The following is a 16,123-nucleotide window of genomic DNA, read 5'->3' on the forward strand; positions in this document are numbered from 1 at the left end:
TATCTGTGTGAATTTAATGCGACTTATGCAATCATCTAATAAATTAGTGATATAAATTAACAATCTCAGGATGCTATGGAAAAGTACCAAAAAAAATCGATTATAGCCGTTCTAACAGGGGTGTTAGTTTTTATAACTGGCTGTCTCATTTTGCTCTATTTTGCAGCGCAAGAACTCACTACTCAAATCAATGCCGATACTAAACACATTCTTAAACATGTTGACTCTGCTGTATTAGAGCGTCGCAGTGTGCTTACACCTCTTAATAAGTTTGGTTTCAAGCAGTGCAATGAAACTACATTGCTTGAAATGCGGCGTGCTTTATTTGATTCACAATATGTGATTGATATCGGTTTTTTTATTGGTAACCAGTTAATGTGTACAACTGGGGCTGGTTTGCTAAGCAGTGTTATAAACGACCTTGAGCCTGACTATATCCGTAAAGATGAGGATGTACGTGTACGTTTTGAGCCGCAGTTGTATTTATTATTATTTACCGGACGTCCTATGGAAGTGGTAATCGTTCGCCAAGGTAATTTTAACCTGATCATGGAGTCAAAGGCATTCAACTCTGCGAGTATTGGGTCCAAAAATTGGGAAGTTGTATATAGAGACTCCGAGGAACTGCATCATTTAGCTGGTACAAAAGGCACTTATAGTAAAATAAGTGGCGACAGCTATTTACCGTATGAAACGGGTGTTGCTTGTAGTACTGAAAATGAGAACTACTGCGCAGCAGTGCATTTGCCTTGGAGTCAGTTCTTTTCTAATAACCACTTTTTATTAATCATCTCCTTAATTTTAACCTGCTTAGCTGGTGTATCGAGTGCGCTAATGGTAAATGCAAGAATTGCTGCTCGTCGCTCTATTAATCAGCGTATTCGTAAAGGACTCAAAAAGGGATCATTTTATTGGACTTACCAGCCTATTATTTGTTTGCAAAGTGGCAAGCTGATTGGTTGCGAGGTACTTGCCCGTTTTGAAGATAAGTACGGTGTTTTATTTCCAGATGAGTTTATTCCGGTTATTAGAAAAAACAATTTAACCTGGACTTTTACTGAGGCCATGATTGCCACCACAATCAAAGAGTTAACTTCTATAGAGGTATTGCCTGAAGGCTTTAAAGTGTCGCTTAATATATTTCCGTGTGATGTAGAGCTGGGTAACGTATTGTTGTTACCACAAATTACAGAGCTTACCAATTCACGCTTTATTATTTGTTTAGAGATAACTGAAGACGAATACCTTGATACAAGCATCGCGCATGCTCATTTTAGAACCTTGGTTGAATCGGGATTTAACTTATCATTAGATGACTTTGGTACGGGTTATTCGAATTTAAGAAACTTACAAAATTTGAGTTTTCATCAACTTAAAATTGACCGTACGTTTGTTCAAGATATAGCAACTGAGGGCTTAAAAGCCTCTATGATCCCAAATATTATGGAACTTGTGCATAAGTTTAATTATACCTGTGTAGCAGAAGGAATTGAAACCACTGAGCAAGAGGCCATTTTAAAAACAGCGGGTGTGCATTACGGACAAGGCTGGAAGTACGGTAAGCCCATGACTGCGTCTAAATTTAAAAATTATATAACTAGTCAGCATTTTTAGATCTCAGCTGCCATACTAAACGTATCGGTATGAAATTTATAAATATTAGGTTTATTATGATCAAATTAACATTAAGTGCTTTTGCACTTTTATTACTTAGCGCATGTACTACACAGTACCCAAACCAGCAATTAACAGGTAAGCAGTTTCCAAGCATTAGTGGCGAAAGCTTAGAGCAAAGTATGGTGACTATACCTAGTGATTTTAAAGCAGATAAAACACTACTGCTCATTGGGTACAAGCAAGACAGCCAGTTTGATATAGACCGTTGGTTAATTGGTTTAGATATGGCGGGCGTAACGCTCCCTACATACGAACTACCAACCATTGCCGGCATGGCACCACGTATGTTTAGCACATTTATAGACAGCGGTATGCGCAAAGGCATCCCTAAAGAATTATGGGGTGGGGTAATCACTATTTATAAAGATGGCGAGACAGTTCAAAAGTTTACAGGTAATCAAAGCCCAAATAACTCTCGTGTGGTACTTATAAATAGCAGCGGCGAAATTTTATACTTTTATGATCGAGGTTTTTCGGTTGATGCGTTAAATAAATTAAAAGAGACAATAGAATAATTACCCCTAAAGCTTAGTTTACGACAATGTATATTTAAGGTTTTAAGAATTACTAAACTACTAATCCGATCTGTTATTTATCTTACAAAAGCAATTGTAAAAACAAAGGCAATGTAGGTTATATATTGATTTAATAGGTTTTTATCTGTTTTAGGGTGAGAAGCGATAACTTTATTTTAATACCAAAATCTCATTGTAAGTTGTATTTGGTTTAGGTAATGTAGTGTAAATGTTTCAAGGACGAAATTTATGCCCCATAAAAACTCGGTATTCGTAAAAACAACATTTCAATCCTCTTTTCATTTACATAACTACGCCACTATTTTAAGGACACTACAAGCCCTGTTTGGTGATATTAAAATGGATGATGTTTTGCCTAAAATAGAGTTGCGTGCAAATTATGATTTATTTTTAATAGATGGTGCTAAAAGTAAATGGCAAGATCTCATTCCCGCAGACCTTATTTGTTTAGCTAAACACTATAGCGTTGTTATCTTTAATGTTGATAAAGAAGATGTGTGCGAGCAAAACTTATTGCTTAACCATTTTAATGGTGTTTTTTATAAATCAGATGCGCCAGAAGATATTTTTAAAGGGTTAATTCGTGTTGATACTGGCGAGCTTTGGTTTACGCGTAAAGTAATTTCAAAAGCTTTTAACGACATTTTAGCCGTGGCAACGTCATTTAATAACCTACACGGCGACATTGAATTAAAGCAGGACTATTACGAGCATTTAACAAAGCGGGAAAAGTCTGTTATTCATTTAATTGCACAGGGTGCGAGTAACAATACAATCGCTGATAAACTTAGCATTAGCGACCACACTGTAAAAACACATTTGTACAGTGCGTTTAAAAAAACTAACTCACGCAACAGGGTGGAGCTTGCTAATTGGGCGCAGCGCTACATATCTGTTTTGCTGCCAATGGGGAAATAGTTTTTTGAATAAATTTCACTACTCCTAAAGTGACTTTAAGCCCAGCATTGCTGGGCTTTTTTATGTTTTAAAAAATATAAACTATGCTTTTTTATACGGATGTGTTTTAAGCCAGTGCTCGGCTATTTGCTCACGTGTGGCAAACCAAACCTGATCATGCGAGCGAGCATATTCTAAAAACCGTGCTAATGCTTTTATTCTTCCTGGTCTGCCAATTAGGCGACAATGCAAACCTATCGACATCATTTTAGGGGTGTTTTCACCTTCTGGGTCGCCTTCCTCGTATAGTGTATCGAATGCATCTTTTAAGTAATTATAAAACTGATCGCCTGCGTTAAAACCCTGCACGGCAGCAAAGCGCATGTCGTTTACATCAAGCGTGTAGGGCACTATTAACTGTGGTTTACCTTCTTTAATACTGTAAAAAGGTAGGTCGTCGCTGTAATCGTCGGCATCATATAAAAAATTACCATTTTCAACTACAAGGGCTGCTGTGTTAGGGCTTGTGCGCCCTGTGTACCAACCTTTGGGCTTTTTACCGGTAAGCGCTTGAATGATTTCAATGGCTTGTTGCATATGCTCGCGTTCGGTTTGTTTATCTATATGTTGATAATTAATCCAGCGCAGGCCATGGCTTGCAATTTCGTGGCCCGCTTCAACAAAGGCTTTAGCTACATCGGGGTGGCGCTCAAGGGCCATCGCCACTGCAAAAATGGTGACCGGTATATCGTATTTTTTAAATAAACGCAGTAGCCTCCACACGCCAGCGCGTGAGCCATATTCGTAAATAGACTCCATGCTTATATGGCGGTCTTCAACATGGGGGGCACTGACTATTTCAGATAAAAACGTTTCAGCGGCTGCATCACCATGCAGCACGCAGTTTTCGCCGCCTTCTTCGTAATTTAATACTACTTGCACGGCAATACGTGCTTTATTGGGCCAATTTGCATGGGGTACATCTGGACCATAACCAATTAAATCGCGCGGGTAGTTTTTAAATTGCTCGCTCATTTTATTGCTCCTTTTTAAGTGCTGTGAGCCAAGACCCGAGCGTTTCGCGCTCTACATCAGTCATTTGGGTCATATTAGCCAGTGGCATGTCTTTGGTTATAACCGCGCGGGTATGAATAAGCGTGCTGGATTTTTTTACATCACTAATAGAGTCGAGCTTAAAGCCTAGCGGCGCTGTTTGAAAAAGCTCAGAGGTGGGTGTTTCGCTGTGACACCCAGTACAGTGTTTGCTAATTATATCCCACGCTTGTGCGTCGGTAATACTTGCTTGTAAAGGCGCGCTTTCGCCTGCATTTGTTGGTGTACTGGGCCAAGGGGCTATGGCGAGCATAAGAGCAAAAAAGGCGGCAATACCGCTTACAAGTACTGAGGGCTTATTAACGCCTTGATGCTTTAAGTTAAAGTAATGGCGTATCCACATACCAATACCAAACAGCGCAATTAAAATAAGCCAGCCAAAGTTGTGGCTATACGTGTAAGGAAAGTGATTGCTAAGCATAATAAATACCACAGGTAATGTGGCGTAGTTATTATGTATAGAACACAGCTTTGCCTTTAAACCTGGCGCTGAATCAGGGATTCTACCAGCTTCTACTTCACTCACCATGTAGCGCTGGCCTGGCATAATAATGTGATACACATTACCCACCATACACGTGCCAATAAGTGCACCTACATGAATATACACAGCGCGGTCGCTAAATAATTGATCAACCCCAAAAGTCCACAGAGCTAATAAACCAATAACTACAGCAATAAACACTTTGCCGTTTTCGACCAGTGGGGTTTTACACAATAAACGATAAACACCATAGCCTAAGCCAATAAAACCAAGGGATGCGCCAATAGCTGCAAATTTACTTAGCTCACTTTTACTGTTATCAATTAAATACACATCGGCGCCAACATAATAAAGTAAGCTAAATAGTAATATACCGGTGATCCAGGTTGTGTACGCTTCCCACTTAAACCAATGCAGAGTATGAGGCATTTGTTCAGGGCCATTTTGATACTTAGCCACTTCGTAAAAGCCACCACCATGCACGGCCCATAAATCGCCTTTTATGCCTTTATCTATTTTCCACTGCGGTGGTGTTTGTAGGTTGTTATCAAGCCATGCAAAATAAAATGAAGCGCCAATCCATGCTATACCAGCAATAACATGAAAATAACGCAGTACTAAATGAGCAAGCTCAAATAAATAGTTTTCCATAACGGTTAAGCCTCTTCTAATACCGGTGAGCGGGTGTCTGAAAATTGATTGTTATCATCGCGCTTATACACGCTTTTACCCATAATGTAGGTTTGCTCAACGCAGCGGTCGTCGCCTAACATCATCATTGCAAACAGTTTTTCATGTAGGGTTTTGGCATGTTGTATTCTAAATTTTAAAAATGGGGTTGCTGAACAATCCATTACAATAAAATCGGCTTCACAACCGGCTTCAAAATTACCAATTGTCCCTTCTAAATCAAGTGCTCTAGCACCGCCGAGAGTTGCTAAATACAGCCCTTTAAATGCTGAAAACTTTTGACCTTGTAATTGCTGAATTTTATAAGCTTCGTTACCTGTTTGTAGCATAGAAAAGCTTGTTCCTGCGCCTACATCGGTTCCCATGCCTACGTTTATACCGTGCTCTTCACAGGCTTTTAAATTTAAAAGCCCTGATCCTAAAAATAGGTTTGAGGTAGGGCAGTGCGATATTGCCGCATTGTTATCTGCAAGGCAGCAAAGCTCGCGCTCAGATAAATGAATACTATGGGCAAATACTGAGCGTTTACGTACCATTTTTGCTTGCTCGTACACGCCAAGGTAATCTTCAGCTTCTGGAAATAGCCCTTTAACCCATTCGCACTCGTCTTTGTTTTCCGATAGGTGTGTATGCAGGTAGGTGTCTGGGTATTCTTCAAGTAACTGAGTGCATTTTTGTAATTGTTCAGGGGTTGATGTGGGGGCAAAACGCGGTGTAACTGCGTAGCTTAACCTATCAACATTGTGCCATTTTTTTATTAGGGCTTTGGATTCGTCATAGCTTGTTTGCGCGCAATCAGATAAGTCGTCAGGGCAGTTACGGTCCATCATTACTTTACCGGCAATCATGCGTAAATTGCGTTTTTGTGATTCTTTAAAAAACGCATCAACCGATTGCGGATGCACTGTGCCAAATACAAGGGCAGTGGTTGTGCCATTGCGCAGCAGCTCGTCTAAAAAGCGGTTAGATATCTCTTTTGAATAATGCTTACATGTAAACTTTTTTTCGGTTGGGAAGGCGTATTCGGTGAGCCAACTTAGCAGTTGCTCGCCGTACGCACCCACCATTTCGGTTTGTGGTAAGTGTATGTGGGTGTCAATCATACCAGGCATAACGAGTTTGCCATCGTGGCGGATAATATGCGCTGATTTATCAATTGTAGGTAATATGTCTTGCTCATAGCCAAGTTTAACTACTTTGCCGTGCTTGATAACTAATGCGCCCTTTTCAAAAAAACGATGGGCGTTTTCGCCAGCAATGGCAGGGTCGTCAACAAAGTCGAGTATATCGGCACAAACTACTGTTAAGTTATTATTGTTTTGTGTGCTCATTATTAGCTACCTCTGTATGTAGAGTAGCCAAACGGGCTAAGCAACAATGGGATATGATGATGTTTAGTATCTTGTAATCTAAACGTTATTTGCGCCTCTGGGTAAAACGCAGGGGTAGGTTGGTTTTGGTAATAACTATCTAAATCAAATACTAGCTTATAGGTTGCAAATTCTACTTCTGTATTTAGCCAGTCGGTAATTCGCCCATCGGAATCGGTTTTGCCTTGGGTTAGTTGTACCCATTCGTTATTTGTAAGTTTAAATAGCTTAACAGCAACATTTGCCGCAGGTTTTCCGGTGCTTGTATCAAGTATATGGGTAGTTATAGGGCTTTTGCTCATAGCAGTGACTCCAATCTTATTTTTGTTATTTTGGCTTGTTCGCCCGCGGCTATATTTAGCTCTGTACTGCGGGTGTTGTGTATGCGCTGCTCTATGAGTTCGAGCATTTGTTCGGCCGTTTTACCGGTGGCGCACACAATAAAAATAAAGCCAAACTTGTTCAGGTACTCTTTATTGAGGGCAATCATTTTGGTAAGTACGGCTTCGTTTGCTTTGCTCATACCCGATTGCTCATGCCCCGCTTTTTGTGCGGTAGCAGCGTATTTTTTGCTAAGGGTTGATAAGTCGCCTATTTGCGGGTGGCCTTCAAAGGCAGCTAAATAGTCGCTTTCGCCAAGGTTATCCCATGTGCTTTGTGCGCATTCAAACAGCTGCTGAGCACTTTTAAATGGCATTGCTTTTACCATGCCCGCCACCCAGTTAGGGGCCGCGCAGCAATGCTCAAGTGCTTGTTTTACTTGTGCATCATTTAGCGTATTTATTTGTAAACTACTCATGCGTTTACTTCCTCTTGCGTGGTGCTAATTAAGGCATTTTTTAGTGTGCGCCATTGCAAGCCTTGGCGTTTTGGTGCTTGGGTTTGCATAGCCTGGTAAAGGCCAATTAGCTGTCCACTAATCGAAATAGCCACTTCCATTGGCAATTTGCCCGTAATGTTTTTAAGCCCAACAGGGCAGGTCATTTGCTGTATTTGATCGGCTGTAAAATCGCGATGTGCTAGGCGCTGCTTAAAGCGTTTGGCTTTAGTGTCAGAGCCAATTACACCAAGCCAATTGGCATCGGCGCGTTTAATAATGGCTTGGGTGAGTGCAAAGTCGAGCTGGTGGTTATGGGTCAATATTAAGTAGTTGTTAGCTTTAGGCGCACGTTTTACTTGCTCTGTTGGTTCTTCATCAACCACTTTTACTACGTTATTTGGAATAGCCTGTGGGAATACATCGGCGCGGCTATCTATCCAGCGTATGCGCATAGGTAGTTGTGCCAATATACCAATAAGCGCCTGTGCTACATGGCCTGCGCCATAAATGTCGAGGGTAAAGCGCTCGCATTGCATGCATTCAAGCATAACGGTGGCAGCCCCGCCGCAGCACTGGCCTAAATTTGCACCTAGGTTAAATTGCTCAATTACTTGGGCGGCTTCGCCTTTGGCAAGTAGTTCGCGGGCTTTTTCTATTACTACGTATTCAAGGTGGCCACCGCCAAGAGTGTCGTAAATATGCTCGCCGCTTATTACCATTTTAGAGCCTGTGCCGCGAGGGGTTGAGCCATTTGTGCCAAGTACCGTGGCAATTACATAATTAGTGCCGCTTTGTTCGTGCTCGTTTATAGCCTGCGCCCAGTTTTGCGTATGAAAACCCTGAAACGACTCATTTAAATTAGTCATGTTGATGCTCCTTAAACCAGCTAGCGGTTTGCTCAATTGCACTCAATACTCGCTCTGGGGTTGCGGGTGTATCCAGTGGGGCTGTGTATTTGTAATCAGCCACACTGCTTATTGCATTACGAATAGCGCTCCATACACTAAAGGCCAACATAAATGGCGGCTCGCCTACGGCTTTTGATCTAAATACGGTGGTTTCTGGATTTGCTGAGTTATAAAGATTGACGTTAAATTCGGCGGGTGTATCGCCAATGGCTGGTATTTTGTAGTTGGCTGGGCCAAAGCTTGCAAGCTGGCCTTTATCATTCCATTGTAAGTCTTCGGTTGTTAGCCAGCCCATACCTTGTACAAAGGCGCCTTCAATTTGCCCTATATCAAGTGCTGGGTTAATTGAGCTGCCTACATCATGCAGTATATCAACGCGAGTTACCGTGTTTTCGCCCGTAAGCGTATCTACTTCTACTTCACTCAGTGCAACGCCGTGTGCGTAGTAAAAAAATGGGCGGCCTTCACCTTTGGCTCTATCGTAATGAATTTTTGGTGTGGCGTAATAACCGGTAGATGAAAGCGATATACGATTCATATAAGCAAGATTTGCAAGTTCGCTAAAGCTAATTTCCCCTTTACTAAAAGTAATGAGGTTATCTTTAAATGTAATACTTTGGCTGTCTACTTCAAAGTGCTCGGTAATAAAGTTTATTAAGCGCTCTTTTATTGTGTTTACTGCATTTAGCGCCGCCATACCGTTTAAGTCGGTACCGCTTGAGGCCGCTGTTGGTGAAGTGTTTGGCACTTTGTCGGTACGCGTAGCACTAATACTTACCGCGTTAAAATCGACCCCAAAGCCATGGGCCACAATTTGCGCAATTTTGGTGTTTAGTCCTTGGCCCATTTCGGTGCCGCCGTGGTTTAAATGTATAGAACCATCGCTATATACATGTACTAATGCACCGGCTTGGTTTAAGTGTTGTACCGTAAACGAAATACCGTATTTAACCGGCGTCATCGCAAGGCCTTTTTTGATAATAGGTGACGATACGTTAAATGCTTTAATAGCCTCTTTACGTGCCCAGTAGTCACCCGACTCCTCAAGCTGAGCAATCATATCTATTAAAATATGTTGCTCTACGGTTTGATGGTACGGCGTGGTATCGCGGCCTTTTTTATATAAATTGAGTTTTCTAATCTCAAGCGGATCTTTACCTAATTTAGCGGCTATATCGTCCATTATTAGCTCGCCCATAATCATTCCTTGCGGGCCACCAAATCCTCTAAATGCGGTATGGCTTACGGTATTTACTTTACAGCGATTACCCTTAATTGTGGCGGCTGGGTAGTAGTAGGCGTTATCGGCATGAAACATGGCGCGGTCTACTATTGCATCTGATAAATCGGGGGAGTAGCCACAAAATCCGTTTACGGTAATGTCGGCACCTTCTATTAAACCATTTTCGTCAAAACCAACATGATAGTGATTATAAAACGGGTGGCGTTTACCGGTTAATTTAAAATCGTCGCTACGGGCTAGGCGCATTTTTACTGCGCAGCCAAGGTGGTAAACCGCAAGGGCTGCAAGGCATGCCCATGGTGCGCCTTGGGTTTCTTTGCCGCCAAAAGCACCGCCCATACGGCGGGTTTCTACGTTTACAAAGCTAAATGGCTTTTTTAAAATTTTAGCAACTAAGTGTTGAACCTCAGTAGGGTGTTGCGTAGAACACTGAACATGAATGCCCCCGTCGTTATCAGGTTGCGCCAGCGCTATTTGGCCTTCTAAATAAAAGTGTTCTTGCCCGCCTATGTTTATTTCGCCTTTAAGCTGGTGGATTGCGTTATTAATGGCTTGTTCGCTGTTACCACGGTTAAGTGAATGGGGCGGCCTTACCCAATGCTCTTTGCTAATGGCTTCTTTAATATCAAGTATGGGTGTAGTTTGCTCGCACTCTATAACCACCAAGCGTGCCGCGCGGCGCGCTATTTCATAGGTGTCGGCAACGACAATTAATACAGGTTGTCCGTGATATTGAATTTCATGACTAGTGAGTAATACGTCACCAGGAAATACTGGGCCAATATCTAATTTACCCGGTACATCTTCGGCCGATAAAATACGTTTAACGCCTTCAACTGCCAGTGCGTGACTTGTATCTATTGATTTAATAAAGCCGCTTGTAACAGGGGCGAGCACTGGGTAAGCATGCAGGCAACCGTATGGCTCAGGGTTATCGTCGGCAAAATTTGCACTGCCACAAACTTGTTTAATAGCGCTTTCGTGATATTTAGATTGCCCAACGCTACCACCTTGCGCTTTTAGTTTATCCATTTCAAAGTGACGCATGTGAGATCCTCGTAATGGCAATGTTGTTATTGTTGCGTGCTTGTGGCTCACAAAACTCAATACCAATGCGTTGTAATAAGTTTTTGCTTACCGTGGTGCGATAATGCGCACTGCTTCTTACATCGCTCATAGGCGTAAAGTCATTATTAATAGCCGTTGCTGCGTCTATAAAACTACTTACTTGTAATGATTGAGATATCAGCTTTTGCTCAATATGCTGCGCGCGCTTAGGAATAGCTGCCATACCGCCCATAGCGCAGCGGGCTTGAGTAATCATGTTTTGTGAATGCTCTATAGCAAGCACCAAACACACGGTAGATATATCGTCTTCAAAGCGTTTTGATATTTTATGACACGCCAGTTTTAGTGACTCTGGGCGCTTTGGGATGGTGAACTTACTAATTACTTCATCGCTTTTAAGAACTGTTTTTTTGTAATCAATAAAGTAGTCGGCAACTTTAATAGTGCGCGTACCAGCGCTGCTTAATAAATCCATTGATGCATTAAGAGCGATTAAAAGGGGAGCTGGATCGCCAATAGGAGAGGCATTCCCTATGCTGCCACCGAGTGTGCCGCTGTTACGTACTTGGCTTGATCCTAAGCGTTCAAATAGCTCTTTTGACTCTGGGTAATGGTTATAAAATACTTCAACAAATTGGCTATAAGGAAGTGCTGCACCAATGTGTAACTCACCGTTATTATCTGCCAAGGTGCAAAGGTCCTTTACTTGGCTAAGGGAGATAATTACATCCGGTAAGAGCATGTTTTGGCTAAGCTCAATGGCAAAGTCGGTGCCACCAGCAACTAAATGTGCATAAGGATAAAGCGCTTTTAGCTCAACAAGTTGTTGGGCAGTTTGTGGTAAGTAAAATTTGCGAGGACCATTTTTTAAAAATGGAATATCGTCATCATATTGCGTATTAAGTGATGCTTTAAATTGAGCGGCCATTGCTGAGTAAGGTTCAGCTTTACGCTCATAGCTATAGGCTTTTTCGGCTGCAAGTAATATAGGGCTATAACCTGTACAACGGCATAAGTTACCACCAAGTGCATGAATAACCGCTTTTTTACCAGGGTATGTTGGTTCATTAATATAAAGAGCCAACAAGCTCATTATTATACCAGGCGTACAAAAACCACACTGCGAACCATGACACTCCACCAGTGCACGTTGTACGGGATGTAAATCGGTTAAGTTTGGGTATAAGCCAGTAGTCACAGCCTCTACCGTTACTATATGTTTTGCATGCGCATTACCTAATAACAATAAACAGCTGTTCATTGTTTTGTATTGCCAACTAGTTTGCCCGTTTGCATTTATACGCTCTTCACCCACTAAAATTGTGCACGCGCCACAGTCGCCAGTTGCACACCCTTCTTTGGTGCCCACTTTCCCTTTTTTGGTGCGTAGCCAGTCCAAAATGGTGAGACTTGGCGAACATTCTTGTACTTCAATTGGCGTGTTATTTAATAAAAATTGAATCACACAGACCCCCTTAATTTTTATAAAGCCCTGATACATAAAGGCTTGGCGTATGTTTTTTCTTGTTGTTTGCGCACGGGTAAGAAAAATACTTTTTCATCTTGGTAAGTATATTGCAGTTACCATGCCATTGTTGACCGGTTGGTCAGTTGATGTTTTGAGTAGGCTAAATTGCTCATTAAGTACAAATAGGCCCTAATAATGAATAATAAATACCGCCTTACTATGCAGGGAATGACAAAGCAGTATCCCGGATGTATAGCCAATAATGACGTAACCTTAAAAATTAAGCATGGTGAAGTGCATGCCTTATTAGGTGAAAACGGTGCAGGTAAAAGCACATTAATGAAAATGCTTTATGGTGTGGTTAAACCTGACCAAGGGGACATGTTTTTCAACGGCCGTATAATGAATATAAAAGAGCCTGCTGATGCGCGTGATTTAGGCATTGGAATGGTCTTTCAGCACTTTTCGTTATTTGAAACACTTACGGTTGCCCAAAATATTGAACTAGCGTTAGGTGATTTAGCAGGGCATAGCAGCACGCTTGCGGGTCGAATTACGAAAACATCAACACGTTATGGTATGCCATTAGACCCCCATAGACTGGTATCAACACTTTCAACTGGCGAGCGCCAACGAGTAGAAATTGTTAGATGCTTATTATTAGATATTCAGTTACTTATTTTAGACGAACCCACTTCAGTACTTACTCCACAAGAAGTCGATGCATTATTTAAAACCCTAAAGTCACTTAAAAAAGAAGGCTGCTCTGTGCTGTTTATCAGCCATAAACTGCACGAAGTGATTGAGCTATGTGACAGTGCGACCATTTTGAGAGGCGGAAAAGTAAGCGGGCATTGTATTCCTAAAAAGGAAACTAGTGAGTCAATTGCTAGGCTGATGGTAGGCGACAACACGCCAATTAGTAACCAAACTCGCAGAGCTTTGGGTACTGCGGATTTTTTAACCGTTAATAATCTAACCACCGCCGCACAAGCGTTATTTGCAACACCCCTTAAAAACATTAACTTTGCAGTACAGCAAGGCGAAATAGTGGGGATTGCGGGTGTTGCAGGCAACGGACAAGAAGAGTTATTAAAAGTGCTTTCGGGGGAACAAATTCAAGCTAGTAGTAGTGCCATTAAATTTAAAAATACCGTAGTTGATGCACTGTGCCCGCTAAAAAGGCGCCGCCTTGGGCTTGCATGTGTGCCAGAGGATAGGCTTGGGCGAGGAGCCGTGCCCACTATGGATTTGGCACAAAATGCATTGCTTACTAGTTTTGATAGTGGAATAGTTAAAAATGGCTTTTTAGTAAAACAAAAAATTACTGAGCTTGCTAATAAAATCATTACAAAATACAAGGTTAAAACGCCAAGTTTTCGCACTCATGCAGCTAGCCTTTCAGGTGGTAATTTACAAAAATTTATTATTGGTCGCGAGGTAGAGCAAAGCCCAAAACTACTCGTTATGTCGCACCCTACTTGGGGTGTAGATATAGGCGCACAAGTGGCGATACATGAAGCAATTTTAAAGCTTCGCGACGAAGGGTGTGCGGTACTCGTTATTTCAGAAGATTTAGACGAACTTTATAAAATTTGCGACCGCATTGGCGCAATTTGTGATGGCAAACTGTCTCCTATTTTAAATACCGATACCGTACCGCTTGTGCAGTTAGGGCAGTGGATGGCTGGCGACTTTAGCGATGTTTTTAATAACCAGCCTAAAGTACACACACCACAAGGGGCACTCGCATGATTAAGTTAGAACCACGTGTTGAGCGCTCACCGGCTTGGAGTTATCTCTCTCCTGTTTTAGCTATTTTACTCACATTAATAACCGGTTACGTGGTGTTTGCCTTATTAGGGCATGATCCTTTAAATGCCCTGTATACATTGCTTATAGCACCTGTTGCCGATTGGTATGGTGTAACTGAGCTACTTGTAATGACCATTCCTATTTTGCTATGCGCCTATGGCTTAGCGCTTTGTTATAGAGCATCGGTTTGGAATATAGGCGCAGAAGGGCAACTGCTTATTGGTGGTGTATGTGCTAGTGCTGTAGCCGTTAACTTTGTTGACTCAACAAGTGCTTTTGCAATGCCACTTACATTATTCGCTGGTATTGCTGGTGGCATGTTGTGGGCGGGGCTTGCTGCTTTTATGAAGCTGCGTTTAAACACCAATGAAATTTTAGTCACCATAATGCTCAACTACATAGCAGTAAATGTATTGCTGTGGGCTGTTCATGGGCCACTCAAAGATCCTCACGGTTATAACTTTCCTGAAAGTGCATTGTTTGGCGATAGCACGCTATTACCTATTTTATTCGACGGTACTCGATTGCACTTAGGCCTGGCGTTTGCGTTATTAGCGCTATGCGCCACATGGGTTTTTATTAGTAAAACCTTTATAGGCTTTCAAATACAAGTACTTGGGCTTGATGCATCCGCGGCCAAAATGGCGGGTTACAAGCGAGCATTATTAATTGCCGGAGTGCTAGTTATTAGCGGGGGCTTGGCGGGGCTTGCTGGAGCGGGCGAAGTAGCTGGGCCTATTGGACAGTTGGTTCCGCAAATATCACCCGGTTATGGCTATGCCGCCATTATTGTTGCTTTTTTGGGGCGACTCCACCCAGTAGGAATTACGTTTGCGGGCTTACTAATGGGGCTTATTTATATGGGAGGTGAACTTGCGCAAATTAACATGGGATTACCTAACGCTATAACCGGTATTTTTCAGGGGTTAATGCTGTTTTATTTACTCTCGTGCGATGTGCTTATTACTTATCGCCTTAAATTTTCGCTGCCATTTAAACAACAAAAAGCGCAGCCAATACAAATTGCACAGGAGTCTTAAATCATGGAATTAGATGTAATTACTAATATTTTATACGCCACTATTCGTACAGGCACCCCCTTATTGCTGGTGGCGCTGGGTGAAATGGTATGCGAAAAAAGCGGCACCTTAAATTTAGGGCAAGAAGGCATGATGCTACTTGGCGCAGTGGCAGGGTTTATAACTATGTACCAATGCGACAACCTATTTATTGGTTTTACGGTAGCAGCTGTGGTCGGGGTTATGGCCTCACTTATTTTTGCTTTTGTAGCACTTAATTTAAATGCTAGCCAAGTAGCGGCAGGTTTAGCGCTGACTATTTTTGGTACAGGCCTTTCGGCATTTTTAGGGGCCGACTATGAGGGAAAAACCATTAACGCGTTACCTACTTTAGCAATTGCAGGGTTTGAGCATATTCCAGTTTTAGGCAAAGCGCTATTTTCGCAAGACGCCATTGTGTATTTAAGTTGGGGTTTAGTGCTTGGTGCGTATTTGTTTTTTAAATACCACAGAGCAGGGCTTGCAGTACGAGCTATTGGCGAAAACCCAAGTGTGGGGAATAACTTAGGATTACCTGTAATGCGTACACGTTATTTCGCCGTAATGTTTGGCGGCGCACTGGCTGGCATTGCGGGCGCATATTTGTCGTTGGCTTATACACCACTTTGGACTCAAAACATGACGGCAGGGCGAGGTTGGATAGCCCTTGCTTTAGTGGTGTTTGCAAGCTGGCGTATTGAGCGCGTAATGCTTGGTGCTTATTTATTTGGTTTTGCCAGCATTATGCACTTAGTGGCACAGGCTTTTGGGTGGGCTGTGGAGTCTAACTTACTGGCCATGTTGCCTTATGGTGCAACGCTTATAGTACTGATTATGCTCAGTAAAAATAAACAAAAATTAAAAATGTACGAACCCATGTGGCTAGGTAAACCTTGGCACAAGGGTCATTAAATTAATTACAAAATCAATAAGGCAAATCACCTGCTTCAACAGGATATTAAAAATATAACACGGA

Annotated in this window: 14 protein-coding genes; 6 read left to right on the plus strand and 8 right to left on the minus strand. The window is 42.1% G+C overall.

Annotated features, from left to right (window positions below):
• Positions 1-75 precede the first annotated feature (75 nt).
• The 3 genes from I6E69_RS02170 (at position 76) to I6E69_RS02180 (ending at position 3,131) form a co-directional block, all read left to right on the plus strand.
• On the plus strand, positions 76-1,614 hold the full coding sequence (locus tag I6E69_RS02170) for an EAL domain-containing protein (RefSeq protein WP_197120528.1): 1,539 nt from the start codon (positions 76-78) through the stop codon (positions 1,612-1,614).
• A gap of 56 nt (positions 1,615-1,670) precedes the next feature.
• The gene (locus tag I6E69_RS02175) at positions 1,671-2,192 is read left to right on the plus strand and encodes a hypothetical protein (protein ID WP_039486600.1); all 522 of its coding nucleotides are present in this window, start codon (positions 1,671-1,673) and stop codon (positions 2,190-2,192) included.
• Between the two features lie 249 nt (positions 2,193-2,441).
• Positions 2,442-3,131 carry a LuxR C-terminal-related transcriptional regulator gene (locus I6E69_RS02180; protein WP_039486603.1) on the plus strand — a complete coding sequence of 230 codons (690 nt, stop codon included), beginning with the start codon at positions 2,442-2,444 and terminating at the stop codon, positions 3,129-3,131.
• An 81-nt stretch (positions 3,132-3,212) separates the two neighbouring features.
• Here the strand turns inward: I6E69_RS02180 and puuE are convergent, their stop codons facing one another.
• The 8 genes from puuE to xdhA are packed head-to-tail and all read right to left on the minus strand — an operon-like array spanning position 3,213 to position 12,271.
• Positions 3,213-4,145: an allantoinase PuuE gene (gene puuE / locus I6E69_RS02185; RefSeq protein ID WP_197120529.1), complete on the minus strand. Its 933-nt coding sequence runs from the start codon at positions 4,143-4,145 to the stop codon at positions 3,213-3,215.
• 1 nt (position 4,146) lies between these two features.
• A complete protein-coding gene (locus I6E69_RS02190) occupies positions 4,147-5,358 on the minus strand; it encodes a urate hydroxylase PuuD (protein WP_197120530.1) in 1,212 nt (403 codons plus the stop codon).
• Between the two features lie 5 nt (positions 5,359-5,363).
• Entirely contained in the window at positions 5,364-6,728 is a 1,365-nt protein-coding gene (gene guaD / locus I6E69_RS02195; protein WP_197120531.1) for a guanine deaminase, read from the minus strand.
• A gap of 2 nt (positions 6,729-6,730) precedes the next feature.
• A complete protein-coding gene (gene uraH / locus I6E69_RS02200) occupies positions 6,731-7,069 on the minus strand; it encodes a hydroxyisourate hydrolase (RefSeq protein WP_024595278.1) in 339 nt (112 codons plus the stop codon).
• Positions 7,066-7,566 carry a 2-oxo-4-hydroxy-4-carboxy-5-ureidoimidazoline decarboxylase gene (gene uraD / locus I6E69_RS02205; protein WP_024606698.1) on the minus strand — a complete coding sequence of 167 codons (501 nt, stop codon included), beginning with the start codon at positions 7,564-7,566 and terminating at the stop codon, positions 7,066-7,068. Before uraD ends, uraH begins: the two co-directional genes overlap by 4 nt.
• On the minus strand, positions 7,563-8,453 hold the full coding sequence (gene xdhC / locus I6E69_RS02210; RefSeq protein ID WP_197120532.1) for a xanthine dehydrogenase accessory protein XdhC: 891 nt from the start codon (positions 8,451-8,453) through the stop codon (positions 7,563-7,565). Before xdhC ends, uraD begins: the two co-directional genes overlap by 4 nt.
• Entirely contained in the window at positions 8,446-10,785 is a 2,340-nt protein-coding gene (xdhB, locus tag I6E69_RS02215) for a xanthine dehydrogenase molybdopterin binding subunit (protein ID WP_197120533.1), read from the minus strand. The genes xdhC and xdhB overlap by 8 nt, the downstream gene beginning before the upstream one ends.
• Positions 10,772-12,271, minus strand: coding sequence for a xanthine dehydrogenase small subunit (gene xdhA, locus I6E69_RS02220; RefSeq protein ID WP_197120534.1), 1,500 nt, complete (start codon positions 12,269-12,271; stop codon positions 10,772-10,774). Before xdhA ends, xdhB begins: the two co-directional genes overlap by 14 nt.
• A 198-nt stretch (positions 12,272-12,469) precedes the next feature.
• Between xdhA and I6E69_RS02225 the strand changes: the two genes are divergently transcribed.
• Genes I6E69_RS02225 through I6E69_RS02235 form a run of 3 tightly spaced genes read left to right on the plus strand, consistent with a single transcriptional unit; the run spans position 12,470 to position 16,059 of the window.
• Positions 12,470-14,029 (plus strand): ABC transporter ATP-binding protein, encoded by a 1,560-nt coding sequence (locus I6E69_RS02225; protein ID WP_197120535.1) that lies wholly within the window; start codon positions 12,470-12,472, stop codon positions 14,027-14,029.
• Positions 14,026-15,129 (plus strand): ABC transporter permease, encoded by a 1,104-nt coding sequence (locus I6E69_RS02230; RefSeq protein ID WP_197120536.1) that lies wholly within the window; start codon positions 14,026-14,028, stop codon positions 15,127-15,129. The genes I6E69_RS02225 and I6E69_RS02230 overlap by 4 nt, the downstream gene beginning before the upstream one ends.
• A gap of 3 nt (positions 15,130-15,132) precedes the next feature.
• Positions 15,133-16,059, plus strand: coding sequence for an ABC transporter permease (locus I6E69_RS02235; RefSeq protein WP_197120537.1), 927 nt, complete (start codon positions 15,133-15,135; stop codon positions 16,057-16,059).
• The last annotated feature ends 64 nt before the right edge of the window (positions 16,060-16,123 follow it).

Origin of the sequence: Pseudoalteromonas sp. NZS100, from assembly GCF_015864815.1 — a bacterium.
Lineage (GTDB): Bacteria > Pseudomonadota > Gammaproteobacteria > Enterobacterales > Alteromonadaceae > Pseudoalteromonas > Pseudoalteromonas distincta.

Coding starts and splice junctions, on each gene's coding strand:
- I6E69_RS02170 (WP_197120528.1), top strand. CDS start 76: ATGGAAAAGTACCAAAAAAAATCGATTATAGCCGTTCTAACAGGGGTG.
- I6E69_RS02175 (WP_039486600.1), top strand. CDS start 1,671: ATGATCAAATTAACATTAAGTGCTTTTGCACTTTTATTACTTAGCGCA.
- I6E69_RS02180 (WP_039486603.1), top strand. CDS start 2,442: ATGCCCCATAAAAACTCGGTATTCGTAAAAACAACATTTCAATCCTCT.
- puuE (WP_197120529.1), bottom strand. CDS start 4,145: ATGAGCGAGCAATTTAAAAACTACCCGCGCGATTTAATTGGTTATGGT.
- I6E69_RS02190 (WP_197120530.1), bottom strand. CDS start 5,358: ATGGAAAACTATTTATTTGAGCTTGCTCATTTAGTACTGCGTTATTTT.
- guaD (WP_197120531.1), bottom strand. CDS start 6,728: ATGAGCACACAAAACAATAATAACTTAACAGTAGTTTGTGCCGATATA.
- uraH (WP_024595278.1), bottom strand. CDS start 7,069: ATGAGCAAAAGCCCTATAACTACCCATATACTTGATACAAGCACCGGA.
- uraD (WP_024606698.1), bottom strand. CDS start 7,566: ATGAGTAGTTTACAAATAAATACGCTAAATGATGCACAAGTAAAACAA.
- xdhC (WP_197120532.1), bottom strand. CDS start 8,453: ATGACTAATTTAAATGAGTCGTTTCAGGGTTTTCATACGCAAAACTGG.
- xdhB (WP_197120533.1), bottom strand. CDS start 10,785: ATGCGTCACTTTGAAATGGATAAACTAAAAGCGCAAGGTGGTAGCGTT.
- I6E69_RS02225 (WP_197120535.1), top strand. CDS start 12,470: ATGAATAATAAATACCGCCTTACTATGCAGGGAATGACAAAGCAGTAT.
- I6E69_RS02230 (WP_197120536.1), top strand. CDS start 14,026: ATGATTAAGTTAGAACCACGTGTTGAGCGCTCACCGGCTTGGAGTTAT.
- I6E69_RS02235 (WP_197120537.1), top strand. CDS start 15,133: ATGGAATTAGATGTAATTACTAATATTTTATACGCCACTATTCGTACA.